Below are 25,708 nucleotides of genomic sequence, written 5' to 3'. Positions count from 1 at the left end.
GCCGTCAGCCGTCACCAACTCGGTGGGGGTTCCGGCGGTGTCGGCGAAGCGCTCTGGTTGACCGGGCCGCGTACGTCGTCCACGGCGTCGGCGAAAGCGCGCCAGGCCGTCGCCGCCGACCGCAGCTTCCCGGAGCCGGCCTCCGGCCACCACAGGCCCAGATGCAGCAGGATCTTCCGGGCCTCGTCCTCAACGCTCACCGGCACCGTCCGCCTTCGTGACCTTCACTTCGGTGAACATCCCGGCGATCAACTCGTCGTTGTCGACCTGACCGTCCGCCAGGTCGGCCATCGCCTCGTGAATGCTCGTCAGACCGAGCACCAGCGTGCCCGCCGCGCTCTCGATCTTCTTCTGCAACGGCTTGTGGGAGTCGCCGAACTACCCTGCCCTGCTTGTCGTTTCCCCAGGGCTCACCCAGCCCGTCCAGGGACTTCACGAGCGCGGTCAGCGCCTTGCCCAGATCGACTGCCGCCGTCTGGAAGTCCGGTGCCGCCCGCTTCACATCGGCGGTCTTGATGTCGAGGACCTTGGCCGGGTCCTTGCCGTCACCCATCGCGCGTTCCCCCGTTCGCAGTCGCGTCCAGGACGGTAGGGGAAACCGACCAAGAGAAGGTCAAGTGGGCCCCAAGCGCGGGCAATTCCCCACCCTGTGGGTTATGTATCGATCGGATAAAGACCCTCGCCTCTACGGTGTGATGCGCGTAGACAGTCCCTGACCTGGTGCATCACCCATCGGAACCAGATCCGGAGATTCCATGCGGAAGTCCCTTAGAGCGGCCGCCCTCGGCGCCGCCTGTGTCGTCGCCGGTGCCGCCCTGTACGGCACGGGCGTCGCCACCGCCGGCCAGTCGACGGCGAACTCGACGCACGAGCCGTACAACATCGGCCTGTTGACGAAGGACATCGACACCTACTACGGCACCGCGCTCGACAGCAGCGGCGTCTACCAGGCCTCGGCGACCAGCCCGTACGCCAAGGACCTGGCGCGCATCGACGCGTCGGCGAAGAAGTACATCGACGAGGCCGTCCGCAAGCACCACAAGGGCGTCAAGCCCGCGGTCGTCTTCGACATCGACGACACGCTGCTGCTCAGCCTCGACTACGAGAAGAAGAACAACTACGGCTACAGCTCGGCCACTTGGGCCACGTACGTCGCCCAGGCCAACCGCCCGGAGGTCTTCGGCACCCCCGAGCTGGTCAAGTACGCCGCGTCCAAGGGCGTCACGGTGTTCTACAACTCGGGCCTGAAGGAGTCGCAGCGCACCTACGCGGTCGACAACCTGAAGAAGGTCGGTGCCGACGTCAACCTCGACGCCGACCACATGTTCCTGAAGGACGCGGACAACCCGCCGGCCTACCTGAGCGCTTGCGCGACCCCGGGCACCTGGACCTGCACCACCGTGCAGTACAAGTCCGGCACCCGGAAGCACATCGAGGACCTCGGGTACAACATCATCGCCAACTTCGGCGACCAGTACTCGGACCTCGACGGGGGCTACGCCGACAAGACGTACAAGATCCCCAACCCGACCTACTTCGTCAGCTAGTGCCGCATCAAGCAACGTTGGCCCTGTTGTGATGTGACGCGCCGTCCGGATGCTGTGCCGGGCGGCGCGTGTCCGACACCCTGTCCGAGTGGCAGAGCGAGTACGTGTCCGAGAGATCGACGATGACGAGGGGCGGCGGCTTCTGCGGATCATCCGCAGGGGGACCGGGTCGGTGGTGACCTGGCGCCGGGCCCAGATGGTCCTGCTGTCCGCGCAGGGCATGCCGGCAGCGAAGATCGCCGAGGTGTCGTTCACCAGCGACGACCGGGTCCGCGATGTGATCCACAACTTCAACACCGACGGCTTCGACTCGCTCTACCCGAAGTACAAAGGCGGCCGCCCCAAGACGTTCACGCTGCCCGAGCGCCGTGAGATCAAGAAGATTGCCAAGTCCAGGCCCACCGAGCACGACCTGCCGTTCTCGACCTGGAGCCTGGCCAAACTGGCGGACTTCCTGGTCGCCGAGGGGGTGGTCGACGACATCAGCCACGAGGGCCTGCGCATCCTGCTCCGCGAGGAAGGCGTCTCCTTTCAACGCCTGAAAACCTGGAAGACCTCCCGCGACCCCGACTACGCGGCCAAGAAGGCCCGCGTCGAGCACCTCTACGCCATCGCCGACGGCGAGGTCACACCCGAGGACGGCGAACCCGATGTCGTCTTCTGCATGGACGAGTTCGGTCCGCTCAACCTGATGCCGCACCCCGGACGGCAATGGGCCGAACGCGGCGGCAGGCACAAAGACCCCGCCCGCGAACCGCGCCGCAGACGCCGGGCCACCTACAACCGTTACGGCGGAGTCCGGCACCTGTTCGCCGCCCTGGACCTGGCCAAGGACAAGCTCTACGGCCACATCAAGCCGGTCAAGAGGCGCACGCAGTTCCTGGAGTTCTGCCGCTACCTGCGCACTCTCTACCCGCCGGACACCCGCATCGCGATCATCTGCGACAACTTCTCCCCGCACCTGACCACGAAACGCTGCCGGCGGGTCGGCACCTGGGCCGCGGACAACAACGTCGAGATCGCCTACACCCCGACGAACTCCTCCTGGCTGAACCGGATCGAGGCCCAGTTCACCGCCCTGCGGTACTTCACCCTCGACGGCACCGACCACGCCACCCACAAGGAACAAGGCAGCATGATCCGCCGCTACATCATCTGGCGAAACCGCCATGCCGACGACCGGCGCCTACGCGCGGTCGTCGACAGGGCCAACGTTGCTTGATGCAGCACTAGTTCGTACGGGTTGTCCGTACGGGGCTGACCGACCCGAGGGTGGGCACCACCGGCCGGATCGTCCCGTCCGCCGCGAACCGCAGGCGGTCGATCGTGGTCTCCCGGTGCGTGCCGTCCCCACCAGGTTTTCCTGGCCCGTTCAGGGCGAACCGGTGGTAGACGATGTACCAGTCGTCGGTCCCCGGGACGTTCACCACGGAGTGGTGGCCGGTGCCCAGGATGCCGTACTCGGGGTTCTTGGACAGGATCGTGCCCCGCTTGGTCCACGGACCGAGCGGGGACGGTCCCGTCGCGTAGGCCACGTGGTAGTTCTCGCTGCGGGTGTCGTCCTCGGACCACATGAAGTAGTACGTGCCCTGCCGCTTCACCACGAAGGACCCCTCACGGAAGTCGCCCGTCGTGATGTCCTTCACCTTCGTCGCGTCGTACGACGTCATGTCGTCGTTCAACGGCACCACGTACGCGTGCCCGTTGCCCCAGTAGAGATACGACTGCCCGTCGTCGTCCGTGAAGACGGCGGGGTCGATCATCTGGCCGCTCAGTGAACCCCCTTTCGCCACAAGGGGTTTGCCGAGCGCGTCCTTGAAGGGGCCCGCGGGCGAGTCCGCCACCGCGACCCCGATCTGTTGCTCGGCGCAGAAGTAGAAGTAGTACTTCCCGTCGCGCTCCGCGATCGCCGGCGCCCACGCGTTCTTGTCGGCCCAGGAGACGTCGGGGCCCAGGTCGAGGACGACTCCGTGGTCCTGCCAGTGGACCAAGTCCCTTGAGGAGTACGCCTTGAAGCTCGTACCGCTCCAGCCCGCATGGCCGTCGCTCGTCGGGTAGATCCAGTACTGGCCGTCGAGATAGTGCACGTCCGGGTCGGCGGTCAGCCCCGGCAGCACGGGACTTCGCGTCGGCACCGCCTCCACCGTCCAGGTGCGACTCGTTCCGTCCGCCGCCGTGACCGTGTACGACTGCGGCGTGCGGAAGTCCCGTCGCGTCCCGGACGGCGGCCTGACCGTCGCGCCCGCGCCGATGGCGAGCGAGGGCGCCAAGTGCCGTAGATCCGCGCCCGGTTGCATCGGCAGCACCACCTTCGACGAGGCCTCCGTGACGACCGCGTACCCCTTCTGCCCGTGCGCCGTCGCGTCCACGACCGACGTCGGCGTCGCCGGATACGCGGCCAGCAGCCGGTCGTACTCCGCCTGCGTCACCGGAAGTACCGTGCCGTGCCGCGGACTTGCCGGGAGCTGGTAGTCCGTGGACGGGGTCCATGTGCCGGAGTCGAGGTCGGTGGTCTCGAAGGGCACGTAGCCGCGCAGGCCGTACTCGTCGACGAACAGGTACCACTTCTCCTCGGTGTTGGACTTGAACACCGTCGGCCCCTCGCCGCGCTCGATCGCACCGCTGCCGATGCACTCGGAGACGAAGTCGTACGACGTGGAGGTCAGCGAGGTCGACTTCTCACCGGTGATGAACTTCGAGCAGGGGGAGCTGGAGGACGGGTCGCGTTCGTCCTTGGTGTAGCGGTAGTAAGTGTCCTTGTACTTCACGACAGTTGAGTCGATGACGGAGTAGCCGGGGTCGTCCCAGACCTTCGGGTCGCTGAAGGTGCGGAAGTCCTTCGTCGTGGCGTACATCATGCGGTTGTACGTCGAGCCCGTGTGGTCGGGGTCGTCGTCGGCGTACAGCTTCGACGCCCAGAAGACGACGTACTCGCCGAGCGAGTCGTCCCAATAGGCCTCCGGCGCCCAGGTGTTGCCCGCGGTGTCCGGGGCCACCTTCACCAGCCGCTGGTCGGTCCAGTGGACCAGGTCGGTCGACTCCCAGATCATCACCGACTTGCTGCCGTGCCGCTGGACGTCGTCCCAACTGCCGCTGCTGTTCCGGTACATGCGCAGGTCGGTGGCGATCAGATAGAACTTGTCGCCCTTGGGGGAGCGGATCACGAACGGGTCGCGCAGCCCCTTCTCGCCGATCGTCGACGTCAGGACCGGCTTGCCCTGGTTCAACTCCCGCCAGTGCAACGGGTCGTTGCCGCGGCTGAGGGCGTAGCGGATCTGCTCGCCGTCGGCGGTGCCCTCGCCGGTGAAGTAGGCGAAGAGGTAGCCGGCGTACTTGGGGTGGGTCACGGGCGGTGCTCCTGAGTGCGCGGTACTGGGCGGGGCGGCGAGCAGGGCGAGAAGGAGGGTGGTCAGGGCCAGGAAGGGGAGCAGGAGGGCGCGGGCGGTGCGGGGTCGCATGGCACATCCTGTGGGGGTGTGGGGGATTCTGTTGAATGGCTGCGCCTTCGGAGTGTCACCAGCGGGGTGCGGTGCGTCAATCGGTGCGGGTGGGACGGGGAGGAGCGAAAGTTTCGCTTCCTTCCCGTGGCTTTTCCCGTGACCGCGGCAACCCTTTCCGGCCGCGGCGGCGACCAGTGATCAGAAACGGGCCGGGGCGGCCCCTCCGGCCCGTTTCGTCCTCGTCATCCAGGAAAGGAACCAACGCCGTGCGTACGAGCACCGGACGCCACCGCAGGACCCGCACCCTCTCGATCGCCGCCGCGGTGGCCGTCGCCGCGGGGGCGGGCGGCGTCTACCTCGGCCTCAACAACGGCGGCGCGCAAGCCGCTTCGGCCACGATCACCGTCTCCACCACCGCCCAACTGGAGTCGGCCGTCGCGAACGCCACCGCCGGTACCGTCATCCAGGTCCGCGCGGGCACCTACACCCCGGCCGCGACCCTCAAGTCCACGGCGAACGGCACCAGTTCGGCCCGGATCACGCTGGAGGCGTACGGCACCGAGAAGGTGAAGATCGACGGCTCCAAGCTGCCCGCGGGCCAGTGGCTGGCCGGGATCTACGGCGACTACTGGACCGTCCAGAACCTCACCTTCCAGAACTCCCCGGCCCAGGGCTTCGTCGCCACGTCCTCCGTCGGCGGCATCTTCAAGAACCTGGTCACGGCGAACAACGGCGACTCCGGCTTCACCCTGCGCGGCGACGGCACCACGAACAACCTCGTGCAGAACCTGGACAGTTACGGCAACTACGACGCCGCCGGACACGGCCAGAACGCCGACGGCATCGCCATCAAGTTCGGCTCCGGCACCGGCAACAAGGTCACGGGCACCCGCCTCTACAACAACTCGGACGACGGCCTCGACCTGTGGCAGTTCTCCTCACCGGTCACCATCGAGCACTCCTGGGCCTTCGGCAACGGCAAGAACCGCTGGAACGACTCCGCCTTCGAGGGCAACGGCAACGGCTTCAAGCTGGGCGGCGGAGGCGTCGCGGTGGCACATGTCGTCAACGACAACGCGGCCTGGGACAACACCCTCAACGGCTTCACCGAGAACTCCAACACCGGCGCGATCATCCTCAACCGCAACACCGCGTACGCCAACACCGAGGCCGGCTTCTTCTTCGCCACGAGCAAGTCCCGCCTGGCCCGCAACCTCGCCGTCGGCAACAAGGGCGGCCTGGACAAGCTCGGTTCGGCGACGGTCTCCGCCGCGAACAACTGGGACAGCGGCGTCACGGCCCCGTCCTTCAAGTCGACCGACGCGACCACGGCGTACGGCACGCGCTCGTCGAGCGGCACGCTGCCGTCGACGACGTTCCTGACGACGGGTTCCACGACGATCGGCGCGACGATGAACTGACGTGCCTCACCGCACACTTCTTGCCGACGCGCGAGAGGTCCCGGTCGCCGCGAGGTGACCGGGGCCTCTTCTGCTTGTGCGCGACGACGAGGACTTGGGCCATGAGAACGAGGTACGCGCGCTCGGGCGTGCCAGAGGCACGGTAAAACAAGTGCCGGCGCACGCCCCATGGTTGAGAATGCCGCCATGCCCAACGACCTGGTGGCGTTCCTCAAGGCGCGTCTGGACGAGGACGCCGACGTGGCCCAGCGCTGTGACAGGGCCGGATTCTCCGCGGAATGGACCGCGCACGGGGCCGCGGTCGACTTCGGCCAAGGGGATCCCACCGGCGTCCACGCCGTGATCGCGCACCACGTGGCCCTGCACGACCCCGTCCGCGTACTGCGCGAAGTCGAGGCCAAGCGACGCGTGTTGAACCGGCACACGCTCAGCCCGGCCGAAGGTGATCCCGAGCGACCTTGGGACGACCGCGACGACTGCCAGTTCGACGGCGACCTCTGGCCGTGCGACGACCTGCTCGATCTTGCGCTCCCGTACCAGGACCACCCCGACTTTCCCCAGCGCTACAAGTGAACCGAGCCCGCTTCCCGAACTCGGTGCGCGGACGGTGCTGACGCGGACGACGCCCTCCGATACGGTCCCGGGCCATGGCGGACAGCAACGGTGTGCCGGAGAAGGTGGCGTGGATCCTGGTCCGGGACGACCGGGTGTTGGTGACGCGCAGTCACGGCAGAGATCGCTTCTACCTGCCAGGCGGTCATCGTGAGCCGGGCGAGTCCGACGGCGAGACCCTGGTGCGGGAGATCGACGAGGAACTGCGGGCGGTGATCGACCCTGGTTCCATGGTGCACTTCGGCACTTTCGAGATCGGCGAGGGCCATCCGGACCACGGCCCCTTCCGGATGATCTGCTACACCGCCGATCACCGCGGTGAGCTGACCCCGTCGAGGGAGATCGCCGAGAGGGCGTGGTTTCGCTACGCCGATCGGGACCGGGTCTCGGCCGTCGACGAGATGGCCTTCGACGCGCTGCACAAGGCCGGGCGGCTTTCTTGATTCCGCTCCAAGTAGCCGTGCATGCCCGCAAACTGCTGGCTGTCGGAAGGCGAAGAGACTTGAGTCTCCAGTAAGGGGAGACGCGAAGGTGGAGGCATGGAAGGCGACGCGCTCTACTCGATCGGTGAGCTTGCTCGGCGGAGTGGGCTGACGGTCAAGACCGTTCGGTTCTACTCCGATCGCGGGATCGTGGCGCCGACTGACCGCAGCCCGGCCGGCTACCGCCGCTACGGCATCGACGCCGTCGCACGCCTGGACCTCGTAAGAACCCTGCGCGAGCTGGGACTTGACCTCACCACGATCCGCAAGGTCGTGGACCGTGAGCTCTCGTTGCCCGAGGTCGCCGCGGCGCACGCAGACGCGCTGGCCGTGCAGATTCGGGTCCTGCGGCTGCGGCGTGCGGTGCTGACGGCGGTGGCCGAGCGTGGGTCCACACCTGAGGAGATGGAATTCATGCATCGGCTTGCCCGGCTTTCCGAGGATGAACGTCGACGTCTGATCGGTGAGTTCCTCGATGCCGTCTTCGGCGGTCTTGATGACGCCCCCGCGTTCGCCGGGGTCATGCGCTCGATGACCCCCGAGCTGCCCGACGACCCGGAGGCTGAACAGGTCCAGGCGTGGGTCGAGTTGGCCGAGCTGACCCTTGACCCGGAATTCCGTGCCTCCGTGCGGCAGTTGACCGAGGAGCAGGCCGCCGAGCAGGTGGCCTTGCAGGTCCGAGGTGAGACGACTGGCCCGCGCCGCGATATTGCCGGAGTCGTCCGTGACCAGGTCGGGCCGGCCCTCCGCGCCGGCATCGATCCCGCCTCGCCCCAGGCCGACTCGTTCGTCGCGGAGTTCACGGCGCACTACGCGTACCTGCTCGGCCGCCCCGACGACATCGACCTTCGCCGTCGGCTGGCGGCCCGGCTGGAGCGCGTGAACGACCCCCGCAGGGAGCGGTATCTGCGGTTGCTCGCCGTGGTCAATGGATGGGCCGCCCCGGAGAGTCTCGCTCCGGCGCTCGACTGGTCCGTCCAGGCTCTGCGCGTTCGGACAGCGTGATGACCGAGGCAGCCGTACGGCCGGCCTCGGGTGAAATCGTCGCCGTGGACAATCAGTTCGTGAATAACGCCGTCGAACTTCAGGTGGCCGCCACGTCGGCCGCCCCCGCTCTCCTCCTTCGTCCCTGGCGTATGGAGGACGTCGCCGAACTGGTCGAGGCGAGGCGGGATCCCGTGCTGCGGCAGTGGACAACGTCCGTCGTGGACAACGATGTTGACGGCGCCCGCTGGGTGCGGGCCCAGCAACGGGGCTGGGCGGCGGGGGAGTGGTTCTGCTTTGCCGTCCTGGAAGCACGACCCGGGTCGGATCGTGGGCAGTTGGCGGGCAACGTGATCCTCAAGCAGGTCGTCCCCGGCAAGTCGGCGGCCGAGGTGGGCTATTGGACCGCCGCGCACGCTCGCGGGCGGGGAGTGGCCCCGCGCGCCCTGGAAGCACTCACCGGCTGGGCCTTCGACACCTTCGCCCCCGACGGGCTGGAGCGTCTCGAAATCCTGCACCAGGTGGACAACTTGGCCTCGTGCCGGGTCGCGGAGAAGAGCCGGTACGCCTTCGACAGTGTCCTGCCCGCGGCGCCACCGGCCTTCCCCCGCGACGGCCATCTCCACGTACGGAGTGCTACGGCCGGGCGTACGGCCGGGTCATGATCTCCATGTTGTGGCCGCTCGGGTCCTCGAAGTAGGCGCCGCGACCGCCGAAGAGGCTGTTGATCCCGCCGGGCTCCGTGTGGTGAGGGTCGGCGTAGTAGGTGACCCCCACCACCTCCAGTCGGGCGATCATGGTGGCGAACTGCTCGTCGGGCACGAGGAACGCGTAGTGCTGCGACTGGACCGGTTCGTCGCGCTTCTCGTAGTAGTCGAGTGTCACGCCATTGCCCAGGTCGACCGGCAGGAAGGGGCCGAGAGGGGCACCCACCTTCAGACCCAGGATCGTGGCGAGGAACTCGGCCGACAACCGCCGGTCCTTGGCGTAGACGGCGGTGTGGTTCAACTGGACCGTGGTCGGCAGGTCGAGTTCGAGGTCGTGCGGGCTTTGCTGATCATCTGTCATATGTGGGCGGGTCTCCGTGTCTTGAGTCCGGTGAGCGCGCCGCGTTGCGGGCGCCGGGAGGGGAAGACAAGGAGAAAAGGCGGGGCTCTGGCCCGCCTCGTGCTCACGCCGAGGCCGGGTGCCCTACTCGTGTATGGCCCATGGCCGACCCGGCAGTCACGCCGTCGAGCCTAGTGCCCCGCCGCGCGTCGGCTCAAGCCAGCAGATCAATGCAGTCGAACGACGTGCCCGGGCTGAGGAACCCCGACCCCGTCGAACCACTGATGACATTGATCTTCAGCACGTTGTCCTTCGTGACGTCCGAACTCCACGCGCTGGACGGGACGTTGAAGACGAACGTGTGGTTGTTCCCACGGTACGAACCCGTGGTGAGATCGCGTGTCGAGGGCTGGGCGGGTGGTGTGGGAATCGCCGAGACCCAGCCGTTCACGGTGACTTGGGGGCGGGCGTTGATGTACGCCGTCGTCACCCCGACCCGCAGCGTGTGCGCTACGGCCGCCTGCGCCGCGGTCAGTCGGAAGTAGACCAGGACGCCGTCGTTGACGTCCTTCCACATGTACGCGGGGAAGGACGCGGCCTCGCTCCCGCTCCCGATCGTGACGTTCCCGGTCCATTTCGCGGCGCGGGCGTCGGAGGGATGCGCGTATGTCATCAGCCCGGCGTTCTTGAACTCCCCCGGCGTACCGTCCCAGTTGCCCAGGCGCCATACGGCCGTGGCGGCCGACGGGTCACCCGTGATGCTCAGGGTGTGCAGCGACGTCGTACCGCCCGCCGTCACCGTCACCGACCCGGTGTGCACGGCGAGTTCGCCCTTGAAGACGGTCAGTGTGTACGTCCCCGGCAGCATCCCCTTGCAGGAGAAGGCACCGGTGCCGGCCGCGGCCTTCGCCCAGTACTGCGCGTCCGAGTTGGAAAAGCCCACGGTGTAGGGGTAGTTGGCGTCCATGCCCTTCAGGCCCACGCCCGCCACCTTGCCGCGGCCCGCCTTGCCGACCCAGCCCGTGATGCCGAGCGAGTCCGCCCACGAGGTGTCGAGGTTCGCCGCGAAGAGCGAGGACGAGGGGGTGCCGCCGTCCGTGAACGCCACCACGAACGGGCCCTGGAGACCGAAGCGTTCGGGCTCCGTCTGGGCCTCGTTGTAGTGCAGGATCTCGTAGAGGCCCGCCCCGCCCTCGTTCGAGTGGCGCAGCAGGGAGCGGTAGAAGGGACCGCCGGACGCCTTGTCGTGGTTGGAGCGGACCAGGTACAGGCCGACCGAGCCGGTGGTGAAGCCGACGTGGTCGTAGTCGATGGTCCGTTTGCCCGAGTAGTGCTTGGAGCGGGTGGTGCCGTCGGGGTGCTTCCAGACGTCACCGGCCTCGATGATCGTGTCGGTGGTCGAATCCCACGCGTCCGAACCGGAGTTGGGGAACACCCCCGGCTTCACCCGCACGATGTAGCGGGTCGCGGTGAAGGAGGCGTCCGCCTTGTTCGTCCACAGGTAGACGTTGTTCTCGCCGCTGCGGGCCGCGTACCACTGGGTGATCGCGCCGTGTACGACCTTCACCAGGATCGTCGACCCGGACTGCTTGATCGTGACCGTGGAGGCGCCGAGCCCGGACTCGACATGCGAGTGCTTGCCGCCGTAGCCCTCGTACTCCTTGCCCTTGTAGGCGAGGGACGTGATGTCGCCGGTCGACTTGGAGACCTTGAACACGAGCGAACCGCCCGTGGTGATCACGTAGTTGGAGCCGTCGTCGGTGTACCCGAAGGCGGCGGCGGAGGCGGACGAGAGGAGACCGGTGCCGCCCGCGACGGCCGCGCCGGTGGTGGCGACACCGATCGCGGAGGCCCCGAGCACCCGCCTGCGGGTGAGGTGCTTCTTGTGCGTGCTCAAGCGACTTGCTCCGTATGACTCCGTGCGAGAGGAACCTTGCGCTTCCTTGTCGCCGCCGGAGGAGAAAGGGTTGCCGCCTGCTTGAGATTTTTCGCTACGACTTCTGCGCCGCGAAGTCGCCCTTGACGGACAGCTCTTGGCCGGCCGCGGTGCCTGCCGCCGAGTAGCTGTCGTCCTTGGCGTCCCGGCCGCCGCGCGCATGGTTGTACTGCCCGGCGAAGACCCACTCGCCGACCGCGACCGTACGGCCCTCCTTGAGCACCCATGTGTAGACCAGGAACCCGTCCTGCTCCGTCACCGTCTGCGTGAAGTCCTGCTCGGGCAGCGAGCGCCAAGCACCTGCGGAGGTGACCCCGTCGGTCTGCTTGACCTTCAACTGGACGGTGAGCGAGGTGAGTTGCTTGGTCGTCTTCAGGGTGACATCGCTCTGCGCCCAGAAGTCGCCACTGCCCGGGTCGATCGAACCGTCCGACCACAACGGGCCGTCCTGGGTACCGGAGGCGGCGGGCAGCACGGGAGCGGAGGGCGAGGCGGTCGCGGACGTCGTCGGAGAGGCGCTCGCCTCGGGGGCGCTGTGCGAGGTACCCGAACTCGGCGTCGGGGCAACGGGCTTGACCGGGGTACGGCTCGTCGCGTCCGGCGACGGCGTGGGCGTCGGGGTCGGCGAGACGGAGACCGTCTGCTCGGCGGGGGAGTTGCTCTTCACCGCGGACGCCACCGCGTAGCCGCCGATCGCGAGGATGCTCGCCACCGCGGCCGTGGCGCCGACCACCCGTACCCAGCCGAACACGGGCGGCCGGGTGGCCCGGTGGTCGGGGCGGGACTGCGCGGCCATACCGCGTTCGAGCCGCGCCAGGATGCGCGCGCGGTCGGGTTCGTGCGCGTCGGCCGCCTCGTGCAGTTGGGCGATCAACTCGTCGTCGTGCACGTCCTGGTGCCTCATCGGGTCCTCCCTCCGGTCTCGCCGCCGCGCGCCATCGCCGCGTGCATCCGCAGCGGAGGGCTCTGCGGGCCGAGCAGACGTTGCAGCTCGGCCATACCCTTCGACGTCTGGCTCTTAACCGTACCGACGGACACACCGAGGGCGAGCGCGGTGTCCTTCTCCGACAGATCGAACGCGTGCCGCAGCACCACACAGGCCCGCTTGCGGAACGGCAGTCTGCGCAACGCCTCTTGGACGTCGACCACACCGGCCACGTCCGGGTTCTCGGTCTTCTCCTCGCGCTGCGACCAGAACAGGGCGACCCGCCGCCGCTCGCGCACCGCGCTGCGGATCCGGGTGCGGGCCAGATTGGCGACCACTCCGCGGGCGTAGGCAGCCGGATGGTCGGCGGCGCGCACCCGGTCCCAGCGGTGCCAGAGCGCGAGCAGCGCGTCGGCCGCGAGGTCGTCGGCGGCGTCCGCCTCGCCCGTCAACAGGTGGGCGAGCCTGGACAGTTCGGCGTAGTGGCGTTCGAAGAAGGCGTGGAACTCCTCGGAGGCGGCGGCGTCGACGACTGTGCCCACGGCGTACCTCTCCTCGCTACGGTTTGTGGGTGTCATGTAGATGACACGTGATCATTCAGGGGTGGCCCTGACGAGATCCGGAGCGTAGCAGTGATCAATCGGCCACTCTGGTACGGACCTTCGAACGGTGTCTGGCAGGTCGACCAGGGACGGGCAGCAGGTCGACCCCGATTCCGTAACACGGGGAAAACCTGAAACAGGTTCAACACGGGAACAATCCAGCCAGCATCCGCGCACCGATCATTGAGGCAACGAGGAGTACCCGCATGTCCGAGTCACAGAAGGTGGCCGACCGGCCAAGTGCCGAACCACCGGCGGCGAACGGCGTCGACCGGTTCTTCAAGATCTCCGAACGGGGATCCACCTTCGGCCGTGAGATACGCGGCGGCTTCGCCACGTTCTTCACGATGGCCTACATCCTCGTCCTGAACCCGATCATCCTCGGCAGCGCCAAGGACAAGTTCGGGCACTCGCTCGACACCGGCCAACTGGTCACCGCCACCGCCCTGGTGGCCTGTGTGATGACGGTCATCATGGGCGTCGGCGGCAATCTGCCGCTCGCGATCGCGGCCGGCCTCGGCCTCAACGCCGTCGTCGCCTTCCAGTTGGCGCCGCTGATGAGCTGGCCCGACGCGATGGGCCTCGTCGTCATCGAGGGCGTCCTGATCTGCGTCCTGGTCCTCACCGGACTGCGCGAGGCGATCATGAACGCGATCCCGACACAGCTCAAGCAGGCCATCGGGGTCGGCATCGGCCTGTTCATCGCGTTCATCGGCTTCGTCGACGCCGGCTTCGTCAGCCGCATCCCGGACGCCGCGCAGACCACGGTCCCCGTGCAACTCGGCGCCGTCGGCAGGCTGACCGGCTGGCCCGTCCTCGTCTTCTGCCTCGGCGTACTGCTGACCATCGCGCTGGTCGCCCGCAAGGTGAAGGGCGCGATCCTGATCAGCATCGTCACGATGACCGTCCTCGCGATCATCATCAACTCCGCCGCCGACATCAAGAGTTGGGGCCTGATGACCCCCAAGGTGCCGGACAAGATCGTGGACACGCCCGACTTCGGACTCATCGGTCACTTCAGCCTGTTCGGCGCGTTCGGCGAGACCAGCGCGATCACTGTGATCCTGCTGATCTTCACGCTGATCCTGTCGGACTTCTTCGACGCGATGGGCACGATCGTGGGTATCAGCGCGGAGGCCGGTCTTCTGGACGACGACGGCCAGGTGCCGAACATCGGTCGCGTCCTGTTCATCGACGGCGCCGCAGCCGTCGCCGGCGGGATCGGGTCCGCGTCCTCCAACACCGCCTATATCGAGTCGGCTTCGGGGGTCGGTGAGGGGTCGCGTACCGGGTTCTCGAACCTGATCACCGGTGGGCTGTTCGGGCTCGCGCTGTTCTTTACGCCGTTGCTGACGATCGTCCCCTTGCAGGCCGCCGCGCCTGCACTGATCGCCGTCGGGTTCCTGATGATGACCCATGTCAAGCACATCGACTGGGACAAGTACGAGATCGCGATTCCGGCGTTCCTGACCATCGCGGCGATGCCGTTCACGTACTCGATCACCGACGGGATCGGCGCCGGGTTCATCTCGTACGTCGTGATCAAGGCGGTGCTCGGTAAGGCGAAGGAGGTCAACTGGTTGCTGTGGGGCGTCTCGGCGCTGTTCCTCGTGTACTTCGCGATTGACCCCGTTGAGCAGATTCTCGGTGTGAAGTAGGGGGCGCTGCGCGACCGGCCGCGAGTTCGTCGTGGCTGGTCGCGCCCACGCGGCGGAGCCGCAAAATAGACACAGCCCCGCGCCCCTGAAAACAGGGGGTCATTGCAACGCCGCTTTCATCATTGCCTTGGCCACCGGGGCCGCCAAGCCGTTGCCGCTGATCTCCGACCTTGCCGCGTCGGACTGTTCCACCAGTACCGCCACCGCGACCTGCTTGCCGGTCGAGTCGGACTTGCCGTACGCGGTGAACCAGGCATACGGCGACTGGTCGTTGTTCTCGCCGTGCTGGGCCGTGCCCGTCTTGCCGCCCACGGTGACGCCCGCGATCTCGGCGTTCGTGCCGGTGCCGTCCGTGATGACCGTCTGCATCGCCGACTGGAGTTGCCGGGCGGTGTCGGAGCTGACGATCTCCTTCGTCGTCGTGCTGTCGTCGTAGTTGTGGACCACATCTCCGCCGCTGTCGGTGGTCTCCGACACCATGTGCGGGGAGACCAGCTTGCCGTTGTTGGCTATAGCGGCCGACACCATGGCCATCTGGAGCGGGGTGGCCGTCACGTCGTACTGGCCGATGCCGGTCAGGGCCGTGGACGACTTGTTCATGTTCGACGGGTACACGCTCGGGTACGCCCGCACCGGGATGTCCAGCTTGTCGTCGTTGAAGCCGAACTTCTCGGCCATCGCCCTGACCTTGTCCTGCCCCAGGTCGACGGCCATCTTCGCGAACACCGTGTTGCACGAGTACTGCAGCGCGACGCGGATCGAGGCGTTCGTGCAGGGCGCGGACGAACTCTCGTTCTTCAGGGGGGTGACCGTGCCCGGCAGGGTGTACGGCGACGGGCTGGTCGTCTTCTCGTCCACCGAGGAGTAGAGCCCGTCCTCCAGCGCGGCCGCCGCCACGACCAGCTTGAACGTCGACCCCGGTGGCAGCGGCTGGCGCAGCGCCCGGTTGGTCAGCGGCTTGTCCGCGTCCGCGTTGAGCTGCTTCCACGCCGTACCGGCGGTGTTGGCGTCGGTCAGCGTCGAGGGGTCGTAGGACGGCGTCGAGACGACGGCGAGGATCTTGCCGGTCGTCGGATCCATCGCCACGGCGGCACCCTTCTTGTCGCCGAGCGCGTCGTACGCCGCCTTCTGCACATCCGGGTCGATCGTCGTGACCACGTTGCCCGGGGCGGCCCGCTCGTCGGTGACCGTGTCCATCGCGGTCTTCAGACTGCTGTCCGTGCCGTCGAGGAGATCCGCGTAGATCCCCTCCAACTGCGTCGGCGCGTAACTCTGCGAGGCATAGCCCGTCACCGCCGCGTACAGCTTGCCGTCCGTGTACGTGCGTTTGTACGCGAGGTCGCTGCTGCTCTCCGTCCGGGCCGAGCCGGTGATCGCGTTCCCGGCCACGATGATGTTCCCGAGCGGGTCCGCGTACGTCTCGATCGCGTTCCGTCGGTTGTCCTGGTCGTCCGCGAGTGCCTGGCCGTCGTAGAACTGCACCCAGGTCGCCCTCGCCAGGAGAGCGAACACGAGGAGCAGTACGAACACGGAGGTGCGCCTGATCGTCTTGTTCATCCCGCTCTGAAGACGACCGGGCGGGAACGAATCGTTCCCTTACGGCATTTTTCTCATCCAGCGCTCATGAAGTCAGCGTCAGGAGGAGTTCGTCGATCTCCTCGCCGCGCGCGTTCGCGAACCCCCGGTCGTGGCCGGTGACCACGAAACCGCACTTCTGCAGTACGCGCCGGGACGCCGCGTTGTCGGCCGCCACGCGCGCGTGCAGCGGGCGTTCGGGCACCTCGGCCAGCAGGTCGCGGAGCGCGGCCGTCGCGATGCCCTTGCCCCAGTAGGCGCGGTCGATCCAGTACGTCACCTCGCGCTCGTCCGGCTCCCCGTACACCGCCGCGCTGCCCACCACGTCGCCGTCCGCGAGGATCGTGCGATTCAGGACGCCGGACAAGGCGCGGATGCGCTTCCAGTGGGCGTCGAAGGCGTCCCGGTCGGCCGGGTCCTTCGCGGTGAAGGCGGCCATCCGCAGGGACTCGGGGTCGTTCGTCTGCCGGTAGAAGACCGGCAGGTCACTGTCGTGGACGGGACGGAGTGCGACCTGCATGGTTCAGAGCCTCCGGGTGGCCAGGGTCAGTCGGTCACGGGCGTCGAACAGGGCGTCCTTCACCATCTGTTCGTGGGCGGGCGTCAGCCGGGCCACCGGCACCGAGCAACTGATCGCGTCGCGGGCCGGGGTGCGGTACGGGATCGCGACGCCGAAGCAGCGCAGGCCCAGCGTGTTCTCCTCGCGGTCCACGGCGAAGCCCTGCTCGCGGACCGTGTGCAGCTCCTCGATGAGCTTCTCGCGGTCGGTGATCGTGTGCTCGGTGAGCGCGGGCAGCGTCTCCGGGAGCATCTTGCGGACCTGCTCGTCCGAGTAGGTGCTCAGCAGCGCCTTGCCCAGCGAGGTCGAGTGCGCCGGGAGCCGGCGGCCGACGCGGGTGAAGGGCCGTAGATAGTGCTGGGACTGGCGGGTGGCCAGGTAGACCACGTTCGTGCCGTCGAGGCGGGCGAGGTGGATGGTCTCCGTGGTGTCGTCCGAGAGGCGGTCCAGTGTGGGGCGGGCCGCCGCCACGACCTCGTCGCCGTCGATGTACGACGTGCCCACCAGCAGCGCCCGGACGCCGATGCCGTACCGCGTGCCCGTCGCGTCCGTCTCCACCCAGCCCAGCTCCACCAGCGTGCGCAGCAGCATGTACAGGCTGGACTTGGGGTAGCCGACGGCCTCCTGGACCGCCGCGAGGGAGTGCATACCGGGCCGGCCCGCGAAGTATTCGAGCAGCTCCACCGTGCGCACCGCGGACTTGACCTGTGCCCCGCCGCCTGTCTCGCCTGCCGACATCGCCCTTGACACCCCTTCGTTCGACGAGAACCTTGAGTTATCGTCTCCACGAGCATATTCATCATCAGAGACAGCGTTCAGCATATCGAACGACCCTGGTGAATGACCCAGAACTGCGGCATTACATGTGGAGGGACCCGCGGTGGCAGCAGCACCAGTCTGGAGTGTCGACCCCCGAACCGGGAAGCAGCGGGAACAGGTTGCGGTGGAGGCCACAGCCCAGGAGGTGGACGCCACCGTCCGCGCCGCGCACGCCGCGCGCGGTTCCCTCGCCGACCGTACGGTCCGCGCGGCCTTCCTGCGCGGCGCCGCCGACCAGCTCGAAGCGGCCAAGAACCAGTTGGTCGAGGTCGCCGACGCGGAGACCGCGCTCGGCCCGGTCCGGCTGAACGGCGAACTGGCCCGCACCTGCTACCAGTTGAGGGCCTTCGCGGACATCGTCGACGAGGGCGCCTTCCTCGACGTCGTCATCAACCACCCCGACGACACGGCCACCCCGCCGATCCCGGACCTGCGCCGCTACAAGGTGCCGCTGGGTGTCGTCGCCGTCTACTCGGCCTCCAACTTCCCCTTCGCCTTCTCCGTCCCCGGCGGCGACACCGCGAGCGCGCTGGCGGCCGGCTGCCCGGTCGTCGTCAAGGCCCACCCCGACCACCCCGGCCTGTCCGAGCTGGTCGCGAGCGTGCTGCGCCGGGCCGCCGCCGAGCAGGGCATCCCGGCCGGCGTCCTCGGCCTGGTGCACGGCTTCGAGGCGGGCGTCGAACTGGTCAGGCACCCGCTGGTCTCGGCGGCCGGGTTCACCGGTTCCGTACGCGGCGGCCGTGCCCTCTTCGACGCGGCCGCGTCCCGTCCCGTCCCGATCCCCTTCCACGGCGAACTGGGCTCCCTGAACCCCGTCGTGATCACCGAGGCGGCGGCGGCCGAGCGGGCCGAGGCGATCGGTACGGGGCTCGCGGGGTCGATGACCCTGGGCGTCGGCCAGTTCTGTGTGAAGCCGGGGCTGGTGCTGGTGCCGTCCGGCTCCGCCGGGGACGGGCTGGTCAAGTCCCTCACCGACGCCGTCAGCGACACGGACTCCGGAGTCCTGCTGGACCACCGGATGCGGGACAACTTCCTCGCGGGGGTCACCGAGCGGGCTCAACTCCCGGATGTGGAATCGCCGGTGACGCCCGGCGCGGGCAGCGAGCACACCGTGAGCCCGGGGTTCCTGACGGTGCCGGCGGAGAAGCTCGCGTCCGAGGGGGCGTACGACCTGCTGCTCGAGGAGTGCTTCGGGCCGGTCACCGTGGTGGCGCGCTACGACGACGACGCGCAGGCGCAGGCCGTGCTGTCGCGACTGCCGGGGAATCTCACGGCGACGGTTCATCTGTCGGCGGAGGAAGCGGCGGGGGAGGGGCGGGGGGCGGAGATCCTGGCCGAACTCACGCCGCTGGCCGGGCGGGTGTTGGTGAACGCGTGGCCCACCGGGGTTGCGGTGGCGCCGGCGCAGCATCACGGGGGGCCGTACCCCGCTACGACGTCTACCTCGACTTCCGTTGGTGGTACGGCGATTGAGCGGTGGCTGCGGCCTGTTGCCTACCAGAACACGCCTGAGGCGTTGCTGCCGTTGGAGTTGCGGGACGGTAATCCCCTTGGGTTGCCTCGGCGTTATGACGGGCGTTTGGAGCGGTAGCGCCGTTGGGGGTGCGGTTGACTGCGGAGTGCCGGTTCGTTGTGGCTGGTCGCGCCCACGCGGCGGAGCCGCAAATCGATACAGCCCCGCGCCCCTAAAGGCAGCCCCCTTGGCCTGAGATGATGAGTGGATGGAATTGGAGATCTCCCAACTGCCTTTCCCCCTCCGCACTTACGGGCCCGATGGGCACTGGTCGTTCGAAGACGGTGTGCTCACGGGGTGGGCCGGGCCCCGGCAGGACCGGTTCGTGCCGCCCACCGGGGAGGGGTTGGACCCCGCCTCCGATGCGCCTCGACTGCTCGGGGCGCCGCATGGGGACTTCCAGCTAATCGCCCGCGTCACCGTCGGGTTCGCGGGGTCCTTCGATGCCGGGGTGCTCTACGTCCACGTCGGTGAGCGGGCCTGGGCCAAGTTGTGCCTGGAGTACTCGCCGGACGTGCCGACCGTCTGCACGGTGGTCACCCGAGGGCACTCGGACGACGCCAACTCCTTCACCGTCGAGGGCAGTTCGGTATGGCTGCGAGTGAGCCGCACAGGCCGTGCCTTTGCCTTTCACGCCTCGCGGGACGGTGAGCGCTGGGTCTTCGTCCGGCTCTTCACCCTCGGCGACGAGAAGGAGACGGACGCGGCGCTGGTCGGGTTCATGACGCAGTCGCCGATGGGGGAGGGGTGCGTCGTGACGTACGACCACCTTGAGTTCAGGCCTGGTTGGCCGGACGACCTGAGAGACGGAAGCTGAGGAAGGCCGTCACCGCGAAGAGAGTCGCGCTGATCGCGAGGCTCTCCCGCAGGCCCGCCGTGAAACCGTCGGAGACCAGCGCCCCGAACACGGCGATCCCCAGCCCACCGGACACCTGCCGCGCCGAGTTGAGTACACCGGCCGCCAGTCCCGCGCGTTCGGCCGGTACCGCGTCCATCATCGCGATGGTCAGCGGCGGGACGGTCAGGGCGCAGCCGAGGGCCATCGGGACGAGGAGCCAGGCCACCAGGAGCGGGGGTGTGCTCTCGTCGACGCAGAGAAGGACGAGTGAGCCCAGCGCGGCGAGCGACTGGCCGATCAGCATGGGCAGTCGGGCGCCGTGGCGGGCCGCCAGCTTGCCCGACACGAGGTTCGTCACTCCGATCAGCCCGGTCATCGGCAGGAACATCAGCCCGGCGTACAGCGCCGAACGGCCCTGCACCTGCTGGAAGAAGAGCGAGAAGAGGAAGATCAGGCCGAAGAAGGCGACACTGCACGCGACACCCGACGCGACCGCCACGGACACCGTACGGCTGCGGAACAGGCCGAACGGCACCACCGGATGCGACTGGCGCAGCTCGACCCGGACGAAGAGCCCGCCCGCGAGGAGCGCGACGAGCAGGGCACCGATGCCGGTCACCCCGCCCTCGATCACCGCGAAGGTCACGCCCGTGAGCGTGATCACCGCCAGCAGTTGGCCCGGCAGGTCCAGCGGCGCGGGCCGGCGTTCCGAGCGCGGCGCCCGGAGCAGCAGCAACAGCGCGACCGCGCCCAGCGGCAGGTTGATGAAGAAGACGCCCCGCCAGTCCCAGACCGTGGTCAGCGCACCGCCCGCCACCGGACCGAGGGCCACCGCCACCGCGCCTCCGGCCGCCCAAGTCGCCACCGCCCGCGCCCTCTTGGCCGGTTCGGCGTAGGCCTGTCGGACCAGGGACAGGGAGGCCGGCAGGACGACGGCCGCCGCCACGCCCTGCGCTCCCCGCGCGGTGATCAGCGCGGGCAGGTTCGGGGCCAGGCCGCAGGCGGCCGAGGCGAGGGTGAAGACCGCGAGGCCGATCGCGTACGCGCGGCTCGCCCCGGCCCGGTCCGCGAAGGCGCCGGTGGACAGCATCAGCGCGGCGAAGGACAGCGTGTACGCGTCGACCACCCACTGCAACCCCGACATCCCGCCGCCGAACGCGTCCTCGATCGACGGCAGCGCCACGTTCACCACGGACGCGTCGAGGCTGATGAGCGCGAAACCGAGGAGGGCGGCGGCGAGGACCAGGGCGGGGGAGGGGTTCCTCGAATCACCGGTGCGGGGCGTGAGTTGGGAGGCTGACGGGGGCGTGGGGGTGGGGGTGGGCGATGTCATGCGTCCATGCTGCGGATGTGCGGCGCCGTAGAGTAGTGGCCGGAACGCCATACACCCGGAGGTTCTGGCCATGCCGAGGAAACGGCCCCCGCACCGCGTCGCGATCGTCGCGCCGTCCCCCGTGTCCATGTTCAACCTGGCCATCCCGGAGATGCTCTTCGCCAAGGTCGAGGTCGACGGCGCCCCCGGCTACGAGGTGACCATCTGCAGCTCCGACGGCGGCCCGGTGATGACGACCGGCGGTCTGCACCTCCAGGTGGGCCGGGGCCTCGACGCCCTGCACACCGCCGACACCGTGGTGCTCGCGGGCACCGGCGAGCGGTACGAACCCGATCCGGTCGCGGTCGCCGCCGTCCGCGAGGCCGCCGCCGCGGGCAAGCGCGTCGCCTCCATCTGCAGCGGCGCCTTCCTGCTCGCCGAGGCCGGGCTGCTCGACGGCCGCAGCGCCACCACGTACTGGGGGATGGCGGACGAACTCCGCGAGCGCTACCCGGCCCTCGACCTCAGGGGCGACGTCCTCTACGTCCAGGACGGCCAGGTTCTCACCGCCTCCGGATACGCCGCCGGCATCGACCTCTGCCTGCACATCATCCGCACCGACTACGGCGCCGCCGTCGCCAACGAGGTCGCCCGCCTCGCTCTGGTCGCACCCGTACGGCCGGGCGGCCAGACCCAGTTCACCCAGACCCCGCTGCCGCCCGAGCGCGGCACCGCCTGCGCCGACACCCGGGGCTGGGCCATGCGCAACCTCGACAAGCCGCTCACCCTCACCGACCTGGCCCGGCACGCGGGCGTGAGCGTGCGCACCCTCACCCGCCGCTTCCACGCGGAGAGCGGCGTGAGCCCCTTGCAGTGGCTGCTCCACCAGCGCGTCGAGCGCGCCAAGGAACTCCTGGAGACCACCGCCCTCCCCATGGACCAACTGGCCCGCGCCTGCGGCCTGGGCACGGCGGACTCGCTGCGCGGCCATCTGGTCCGCCGCACCGGGCTGACACCGAGCGCCTACCGGGCGCAGTTCACCCGCCTGGGAACCGAAACGGCGGAGGTCACGTCATCGGTCGCATGACGAGTGATCGCGCCACCGACACCCTGATGATCCGCACGGCCCTGCCGGCCGAGGCCGAGGCCATCGCCGACCTGCACTTCCGCGCCCGGTCGACCTATTACCCCGACGGCCTCCCGCCGTCCGACTTCGACTGGCGCGCCGCCTGGCTGGGCTCCATCGAACGCCCCGACGCCCATGTGCTGTGCGCGGTCGAGGACGGCCGTGTCGTCGCCGTCGCCTCCTTCCGCACCGCGGAGGGCGACCCGGCGGACACGGTCACGCTGTTCCAGTTCCACGTCGACCCCGACCGCTGGCGCGCCGGCCTCGGTACGGCCCTGCACGCGGCCTGCGTCGAGCAGTGGTGGGCCGACGCCCGGCGGACCGCCGTACTCGATGTGCATGTCGACAACGAACGGGCGCAGGCCTTCTACGTCCGTCAGGGCTGGGTCGCCGATCCGGCCGACGGTGATCATCATCTGGGGATGCGGCTGGCCGTCGCCGGGGAATGAAGCGGGGCGGCGGGACGTTCACGGGGGAAACGGAGGGACTCTCCGTCAACCGCACACGTCCCGGAAAGAGCCGAAGAAGATGCGCGTCGAAATTTGGTCCGATATAGCGTGCCCCTGGTGCTATGTCGGAAAGGCCCGTTTCGAGAAGGCCCTCGACGCCTTTCCGCACCGCGACGGCGTCGAGGTCGTCCACCGGTCCTTCGAACTCGACCCGGGCCGCGCCAAGGGCGACACCCAGCCCGTGCTGAAGATGCTCACCAAGAAGTACGGCATGAGCGAGGCGCAGGCGCAGGCCGGTGAGGACAACCTGGGCGCGCAGGCCGCCGCCGAGGGGCTCGACTACCGCACCCGCGACCGTGACCACGGCAACACCTTCGACATGCACCGCCTCCTTCACTTCGCCAAGGCGCAGGGCCGCCAGGACGAGCTGATCCAGGCGCTGTACAAGGCGAACTTCGCCGAGGAGCGGTCCGTGTTCGACAGCGACGAGCGGCTCGTCGAGCTCGCCGTCGGCGTCGGCCTGGACGCCGAGGAGGCCCGCAAGGTGCTGGCCGACCCGACCGCGTACGCCGACGACGTCCGCGCCGACGAGCGCGAGGCCGCCGAACTGGGCGCGAACGGCGTCCCCTTCTTCGTCCTCGACCGCAAGTACGGCGTCTCCGGCGCCCAGCCCACCGAGGTCTTCGCCCAGGCGTTGACCCAGGCGTGGGGCGAGCACTCCCCGCTGAAGCTGATCGACAACGCTGACGCGGAGGCCTGCGGTCCCGACGGCTGCGCGGTACCGCAGGCCTGAAAGCCGCAGGTCAGGGCGGACGCATAAGCGTTCCTTAGAGGATTCACGCAAAAACGCGCAATGGACGAGGCCCGAACGGCACCGCAGAGTGGTGCCATGGAGACCTTCGAGAGCCTCGTCCGCGCCGAGTTCGCCCCGAAGAACACCTACCTCAACACCGCGAGCACCGGCCTCCTCCCGACCCGCACCGTCACCGCGATGCACACCGCCGTCGAGGCCGCCGCGGTCGGCACACCGACCGACATGTTCGACGACGTCGAGGCCTCCCGCGCCGCCTTCGCCCGCCTGACTCGCGTTCCGGCGGGCCGGGTGGCGGCCGGGGCCTCGGTCGCGGTCTACAGCGGACTGATCGCCTCCGCGCTGCCGCCCGGCGCCGAAGTCCTCACCGCCGAGGCCGACTTCAGCTCCGTCGTGAACCCCTTCCACATGCGCGCCGACCTCAAGGTGCGCAGCGTCCCACTGGAGCGGATCGCCGAGTCGGTCCACCCCGGCACCGCACTCGTCGCGGTCAGCGCCGCCCAGTCCGCCGACGGCCGCATCGCCGACCTGCCCGCGCTCCGGGCGGCGGCACGCGAACACGGGGCGCGTACGTACATCGACGCGTCGCAGGCGGTCGGCTGGTTCGACCTCGACGCGGACGCCTACGACTATGTCGCCGCCGTCGGCTTCAAGTGGCTCTTCTGCCCGCGCGGGGTCGCCTTCCTGGTCACCCCGGAGGACCTCGGCGGCCTCAACCCGATCTTCGCCGGCTGGGTCGCGGGCGAGGCGCCCTGGGACAGTTGCTACGGCCCGGTCGCCGAACTCGCCCACTCCGCCCGCCGGTTCGACGAGAGCCCGGCCCTCTTCTCCTACGCCGGTGCCCGCCACTCCCTCGCGCTGCTGGAGGAGTTGGGCGTGGACGCCGTACGCACCCACGACCTCGACCTGGCCGACCGCTTCCGCGCGGGCCTCGACACCCTCGGGCACGAGCCCGTCGCGGCCCCGGGGTCACCGATCGTGTCGGTGCCCGGACTCGGGCGGAGGCAGCGGGAGTTGAGCGCGGCCGGAGTCGAAGTCTCCGACCGCGCCGGGAACCTGCGCGCCGCCTTCCACCTCTACAACACCCCGCAGGACGTCGACAGGCTGCTGGACGTCCTGGGAGGCTGACGCCGAAAAGGACGGCCGCGGCTCACCTCACCGGAGTGAAGTCCCGTGCCCCGATGAACTCCGGCCGGCGCACCGGTGCGGCGAACGGCTCGACCGCCTCGTTCTCCACGCTGTTGAACACGATGAAGACGTTGCTGCGCGGGAACGGCGTGATGTTGTCGCCGGAGCCGTGCATGCAGTTGCAGTCGAACCAGGTCGCCGAACCGGCCCTGCCCGTGAACAACTTGATGCCGTACGCGGAGGCCATGTCGGTCAGCGCCTCGTCGGACGGGGTGCCCGCGTCCTGCATCTGGAGCGACTGGCGGTAGTTGTCCTCGGGGGTCGCGCCCGCGCAGCCGAGGAACGTGCGGTGCGAGCCCGGCATGATCATGAGCCCGCCGTTGGTGTCGTGGTTCTCGGTGAGCGCGATCGACACGGACACGGTGCGCATGTTCGGCAGACCGTCCTCGGCGTGCCAGGTCTCGAAGTCCGAGTGCCAGTAGAAGCCGCTCGCGCCGAAACCGGGCTTCACGTTGATCCGGGACTGGTGGACGTACACGTCCGAGCCGAGGATCTGCCGCGCCCGCCCGACGACCCGCTCGTCCCGCACGAGCCGTGCGAACACTTCGCTGATCCGGTGCACTTCGAAGACGGACCGGATCTCCTTGGACTTCGGCTCGACGATCGACCGCTCGTCGGCCCGGATCGTGGGGTCGACGACGAGACGCTCCAACTCCCGGCGGTAGACGCCGACTTCGTCGTCGGGGAGGAGGTCCTGCATGGACAGGAAGCCGTCGCGCTCGAAGGCCTGGAGGTCGGCGGTCGGGATCGGGCCGGGGGTGTCGGGGGAGCCCCAGACGACGGGGTCCTTGCGCGGGACGGACACCTCGGTGGTGCCGCGGCTGGGGTACAGGTCGGTGACGCTCGTGACGGTGGTCATGCTCG

26 protein-coding genes are annotated in these 25,708 nt (G+C 68.8%); 14 read left to right on the top strand and 12 right to left on the bottom strand.

The window, feature by feature from the left end; all coding sequences use genetic code 11:
* Nucleotides 1-11: 11 nt before the first annotated feature.
* Both OG223_RS13830 and OG223_RS13825 read right to left on the bottom strand, forming a co-directional pair.
* Nucleotides 12-200, bottom strand: coding sequence for a hypothetical protein (locus OG223_RS13830; RefSeq protein ID WP_329247229.1), 189 nt, complete (start codon nucleotides 198-200; stop codon nucleotides 12-14).
* Nucleotides 190-357 carry a hypothetical protein gene (locus OG223_RS13825; protein ID WP_329247226.1) on the bottom strand — a complete coding sequence of 56 codons (168 nt, stop codon included), beginning with the start codon at nucleotides 355-357 and terminating at the stop codon, nucleotides 190-192. The genes OG223_RS13830 and OG223_RS13825 overlap by 11 nt, the downstream gene beginning before the upstream one ends.
* A 398-nt stretch (nucleotides 358-755) precedes the next feature.
* Here OG223_RS13825 and OG223_RS13820 point away from each other — a divergent pair, with 398 nt between their 5' ends.
* Both OG223_RS13820 and OG223_RS13815 read left to right on the top strand, forming a co-directional pair.
* Nucleotides 756-1,547: an HAD family acid phosphatase gene (locus OG223_RS13820; protein WP_329247223.1), complete on the top strand. Its 792-nt coding sequence runs from the start codon at nucleotides 756-758 to the stop codon at nucleotides 1,545-1,547.
* An 88-nt stretch (nucleotides 1,548-1,635) separates the two neighbouring features.
* Nucleotides 1,636-2,769, top strand: coding sequence for an IS630 family transposase (locus OG223_RS13815; protein WP_329247221.1), 1,134 nt, complete (start codon nucleotides 1,636-1,638; stop codon nucleotides 2,767-2,769).
* A gap of 7 nt (nucleotides 2,770-2,776) precedes the next feature.
* Here OG223_RS13815 and OG223_RS13810 read toward each other — a convergent pair whose 3' ends face one another.
* Entirely contained in the window at nucleotides 2,777-5,005 is a 2,229-nt protein-coding gene (locus OG223_RS13810; protein ID WP_329247220.1) for a family 43 glycosylhydrolase, read from the bottom strand.
* A 248-nt stretch (nucleotides 5,006-5,253) separates the two neighbouring features.
* Here OG223_RS13810 and OG223_RS13805 point away from each other — a divergent pair, with 248 nt between their 5' ends.
* The 5 genes from OG223_RS13805 to OG223_RS13785 all read left to right on the top strand — a co-directional run bounded on the left by OG223_RS13805 (nucleotide 5,254) and on the right by OG223_RS13785 (nucleotide 9,151).
* Nucleotides 5,254-6,408 carry a right-handed parallel beta-helix repeat-containing protein gene (locus tag OG223_RS13805; RefSeq protein WP_329247218.1) on the top strand — a complete coding sequence of 385 codons (1,155 nt, stop codon included), beginning with the start codon at nucleotides 5,254-5,256 and terminating at the stop codon, nucleotides 6,406-6,408.
* Nucleotides 6,409-6,594: 186 nt separating this feature from the next.
* Nucleotides 6,595-6,981, top strand: a complete 387-nt coding sequence (locus OG223_RS13800; RefSeq protein WP_329247216.1) for a DUF6221 family protein — start codon at nucleotides 6,595-6,597, stop codon at nucleotides 6,979-6,981.
* Nucleotides 6,982-7,055: 74 nt separating this feature from the next.
* Nucleotides 7,056-7,463 (top strand): NUDIX hydrolase, encoded by a 408-nt coding sequence (locus OG223_RS13795; protein WP_329247215.1) that lies wholly within the window; start codon nucleotides 7,056-7,058, stop codon nucleotides 7,461-7,463.
* 96 nt (nucleotides 7,464-7,559) lie between these two features.
* On the top strand, nucleotides 7,560-8,507 hold the full coding sequence (locus tag OG223_RS13790) for a MerR family transcriptional regulator (protein ID WP_329247213.1): 948 nt from the start codon (nucleotides 7,560-7,562) through the stop codon (nucleotides 8,505-8,507).
* 59 nt (nucleotides 8,508-8,566) lie between these two features.
* Nucleotides 8,567-9,151 carry a GNAT family N-acetyltransferase gene (locus tag OG223_RS13785; RefSeq protein WP_329265266.1) on the top strand — a complete coding sequence of 195 codons (585 nt, stop codon included), beginning with the start codon at nucleotides 8,567-8,569 and terminating at the stop codon, nucleotides 9,149-9,151.
* Here the strand turns inward: OG223_RS13785 and OG223_RS13780 are convergent.
* The 4 genes from OG223_RS13780 to OG223_RS13765 form a co-directional block, all read right to left on the bottom strand.
* Nucleotides 9,123-9,554, bottom strand: coding sequence for a VOC family protein (locus tag OG223_RS13780; protein WP_329247210.1), 432 nt, complete (start codon nucleotides 9,552-9,554; stop codon nucleotides 9,123-9,125). The genes OG223_RS13785 and OG223_RS13780 overlap by 29 nt on opposite strands.
* Nucleotides 9,555-9,747: 193 nt before the next feature.
* Nucleotides 9,748-11,430, bottom strand: a complete 1,683-nt coding sequence (locus OG223_RS13775) for a rhamnogalacturonan lyase B N-terminal domain-containing protein (RefSeq protein ID WP_329247207.1) — start codon at nucleotides 11,428-11,430, stop codon at nucleotides 9,748-9,750.
* A 94-nt stretch (nucleotides 11,431-11,524) separates the two neighbouring features.
* Nucleotides 11,525-12,373 (bottom strand): hypothetical protein, encoded by an 849-nt coding sequence (locus OG223_RS13770; protein WP_329247204.1) that lies wholly within the window; start codon nucleotides 12,371-12,373, stop codon nucleotides 11,525-11,527.
* Nucleotides 12,370-12,936, bottom strand: a complete 567-nt coding sequence (locus OG223_RS13765; protein WP_329247201.1) for a SigE family RNA polymerase sigma factor — start codon at nucleotides 12,934-12,936, stop codon at nucleotides 12,370-12,372. The genes OG223_RS13770 and OG223_RS13765 overlap by 4 nt, the downstream gene beginning before the upstream one ends.
* A 266-nt stretch (nucleotides 12,937-13,202) precedes the next feature.
* Between OG223_RS13765 and OG223_RS13760 the strand changes: the two genes are divergently transcribed.
* Complete coding sequence (locus tag OG223_RS13760) at nucleotides 13,203-14,654, top strand: NCS2 family permease (RefSeq protein ID WP_329247198.1); 1,452 nt, start codon at nucleotides 13,203-13,205, stop codon at nucleotides 14,652-14,654.
* A gap of 99 nt (nucleotides 14,655-14,753) precedes the next feature.
* Here OG223_RS13760 and OG223_RS13755 read toward each other — a convergent pair whose 3' ends face one another.
* From OG223_RS13755 to OG223_RS13745, 3 genes are all read right to left on the bottom strand, one after another.
* Nucleotides 14,754-16,211, bottom strand: coding sequence for a peptidoglycan D,D-transpeptidase FtsI family protein (locus tag OG223_RS13755; protein WP_329247196.1), 1,458 nt, complete (start codon nucleotides 16,209-16,211; stop codon nucleotides 14,754-14,756).
* A 64-nt stretch (nucleotides 16,212-16,275) separates the two neighbouring features.
* On the bottom strand, nucleotides 16,276-16,749 hold the full coding sequence (locus OG223_RS13750) for a GNAT family N-acetyltransferase (RefSeq protein ID WP_329247193.1): 474 nt from the start codon (nucleotides 16,747-16,749) through the stop codon (nucleotides 16,276-16,278).
* A gap of 3 nt (nucleotides 16,750-16,752) precedes the next feature.
* Complete coding sequence (locus OG223_RS13745; RefSeq protein WP_200678173.1) at nucleotides 16,753-17,526, bottom strand: IclR family transcriptional regulator; 774 nt, start codon at nucleotides 17,524-17,526, stop codon at nucleotides 16,753-16,755.
* Between the two features lie 142 nt (nucleotides 17,527-17,668).
* Between OG223_RS13745 and OG223_RS13740 the strand changes: the two genes are divergently transcribed.
* Nucleotides 17,669-19,198 carry an aldehyde dehydrogenase (NADP(+)) gene (locus OG223_RS13740; RefSeq protein WP_329247186.1) on the top strand — a complete coding sequence of 510 codons (1,530 nt, stop codon included), beginning with the start codon at nucleotides 17,669-17,671 and terminating at the stop codon, nucleotides 19,196-19,198.
* 130 nt (nucleotides 19,199-19,328) lie between these two features.
* Nucleotides 19,329-19,937, top strand: coding sequence for a DUF1349 domain-containing protein (locus tag OG223_RS13735; RefSeq protein ID WP_329247183.1), 609 nt, complete (start codon nucleotides 19,329-19,331; stop codon nucleotides 19,935-19,937).
* Here the strand turns inward: OG223_RS13735 and OG223_RS13730 are convergent.
* Entirely contained in the window at nucleotides 19,897-21,291 is a 1,395-nt protein-coding gene (locus OG223_RS13730; protein WP_329247180.1) for an MFS transporter, read from the bottom strand. The two genes, OG223_RS13735 and OG223_RS13730, sit on opposite strands and share 41 nt — an antisense overlap.
* 70 nt (nucleotides 21,292-21,361) lie before the next feature.
* On the opposite strand from OG223_RS13730, the gene OG223_RS13725 reads away from it, so the two are divergent.
* From OG223_RS13725 to OG223_RS13710, 4 genes are all read left to right on the top strand, one after another.
* The gene (locus OG223_RS13725; protein ID WP_329247177.1) at nucleotides 21,362-22,357 is read left to right on the top strand and encodes a GlxA family transcriptional regulator; all 996 of its coding nucleotides are present in this window, start codon (nucleotides 21,362-21,364) and stop codon (nucleotides 22,355-22,357) included.
* The gene (locus OG223_RS13720) at nucleotides 22,354-22,845 is read left to right on the top strand and encodes a GNAT family N-acetyltransferase (RefSeq protein ID WP_329247175.1); all 492 of its coding nucleotides are present in this window, start codon (nucleotides 22,354-22,356) and stop codon (nucleotides 22,843-22,845) included. The genes OG223_RS13725 and OG223_RS13720 overlap by 4 nt, the downstream gene beginning before the upstream one ends.
* Before the next feature lie 79 nt (nucleotides 22,846-22,924).
* On the top strand, nucleotides 22,925-23,638 hold the full coding sequence (locus OG223_RS13715) for a DsbA family oxidoreductase (RefSeq protein WP_329247173.1): 714 nt from the start codon (nucleotides 22,925-22,927) through the stop codon (nucleotides 23,636-23,638).
* Nucleotides 23,639-23,734: 96 nt separating this feature from the next.
* Nucleotides 23,735-24,784 carry an aminotransferase class V-fold PLP-dependent enzyme gene (locus tag OG223_RS13710; RefSeq protein ID WP_329247170.1) on the top strand — a complete coding sequence of 350 codons (1,050 nt, stop codon included), beginning with the start codon at nucleotides 23,735-23,737 and terminating at the stop codon, nucleotides 24,782-24,784.
* A gap of 22 nt (nucleotides 24,785-24,806) precedes the next feature.
* Here the strand turns inward: OG223_RS13710 and thpD are convergent, their stop codons facing one another.
* On the bottom strand, nucleotides 24,807-25,703 hold the full coding sequence (gene thpD, locus OG223_RS13705) for an ectoine hydroxylase (protein ID WP_329247167.1): 897 nt from the start codon (nucleotides 25,701-25,703) through the stop codon (nucleotides 24,807-24,809).
* Between the last annotated feature and the right edge of the window lie 5 nt (nucleotides 25,704-25,708).

Source organism: Streptomyces sp. NBC_01478 (assembly GCF_036227225.1).
Lineage (GTDB): Bacteria > Actinomycetota > Actinomycetes > Streptomycetales > Streptomycetaceae > Streptomyces.
Note: the sequence above shows the minus strand (reverse complement) of the source record. Positions and strands in the feature narration are given on the sequence as shown.

Coding starts and splice junctions, on each gene's coding strand:
- OG223_RS13820 (WP_329247223.1), top strand. CDS start 756: ATGCGGAAGTCCCTTAGAGCGGCCGCCCTCGGCGCCGCCTGTGTCGTC.
- OG223_RS13810 (WP_329247220.1), bottom strand. CDS start 5,005: ATGCGACCCCGCACCGCCCGCGCCCTCCTGCTCCCCTTCCTGGCCCTG.
- OG223_RS13800 (WP_329247216.1), top strand. CDS start 6,595: ATGCCCAACGACCTGGTGGCGTTCCTCAAGGCGCGTCTGGACGAGGAC.
- OG223_RS13795 (WP_329247215.1), top strand. CDS start 7,056: ATGGCGGACAGCAACGGTGTGCCGGAGAAGGTGGCGTGGATCCTGGTC.
- OG223_RS13790 (WP_329247213.1), top strand. CDS start 7,560: ATGGAAGGCGACGCGCTCTACTCGATCGGTGAGCTTGCTCGGCGGAGT.
- OG223_RS13780 (WP_329247210.1), bottom strand. CDS start 9,554: ATGACAGATGATCAGCAAAGCCCGCACGACCTCGAACTCGACCTGCCG.
- OG223_RS13770 (WP_329247204.1), bottom strand. CDS start 12,373: ATGAGGCACCAGGACGTGCACGACGACGAGTTGATCGCCCAACTGCAC.
- OG223_RS13760 (WP_329247198.1), top strand. CDS start 13,203: ATGTCCGAGTCACAGAAGGTGGCCGACCGGCCAAGTGCCGAACCACCG.
- OG223_RS13755 (WP_329247196.1), bottom strand. CDS start 16,211: ATGAACAAGACGATCAGGCGCACCTCCGTGTTCGTACTGCTCCTCGTG.
- OG223_RS13750 (WP_329247193.1), bottom strand. CDS start 16,749: ATGCAGGTCGCACTCCGTCCCGTCCACGACAGTGACCTGCCGGTCTTC.
- OG223_RS13745 (WP_200678173.1), bottom strand. CDS start 17,526: ATGTCGGCAGGCGAGACAGGCGGCGGGGCACAGGTCAAGTCCGCGGTG.
- OG223_RS13735 (WP_329247183.1), top strand. CDS start 19,329: ATGGAATTGGAGATCTCCCAACTGCCTTTCCCCCTCCGCACTTACGGG.
- OG223_RS13730 (WP_329247180.1), bottom strand. CDS start 21,291: ATGACATCGCCCACCCCCACCCCCACGCCCCCGTCAGCCTCCCAACTC.
- OG223_RS13725 (WP_329247177.1), top strand. CDS start 21,362: ATGCCGAGGAAACGGCCCCCGCACCGCGTCGCGATCGTCGCGCCGTCC.
- OG223_RS13720 (WP_329247175.1), top strand. CDS start 22,354: ATGACGAGTGATCGCGCCACCGACACCCTGATGATCCGCACGGCCCTG.
- OG223_RS13715 (WP_329247173.1), top strand. CDS start 22,925: ATGCGCGTCGAAATTTGGTCCGATATAGCGTGCCCCTGGTGCTATGTC.
- OG223_RS13710 (WP_329247170.1), top strand. CDS start 23,735: ATGGAGACCTTCGAGAGCCTCGTCCGCGCCGAGTTCGCCCCGAAGAAC.
- thpD (WP_329247167.1), bottom strand. CDS start 25,703: ATGACCACCGTCACGAGCGTCACCGACCTGTACCCCAGCCGCGGCACC.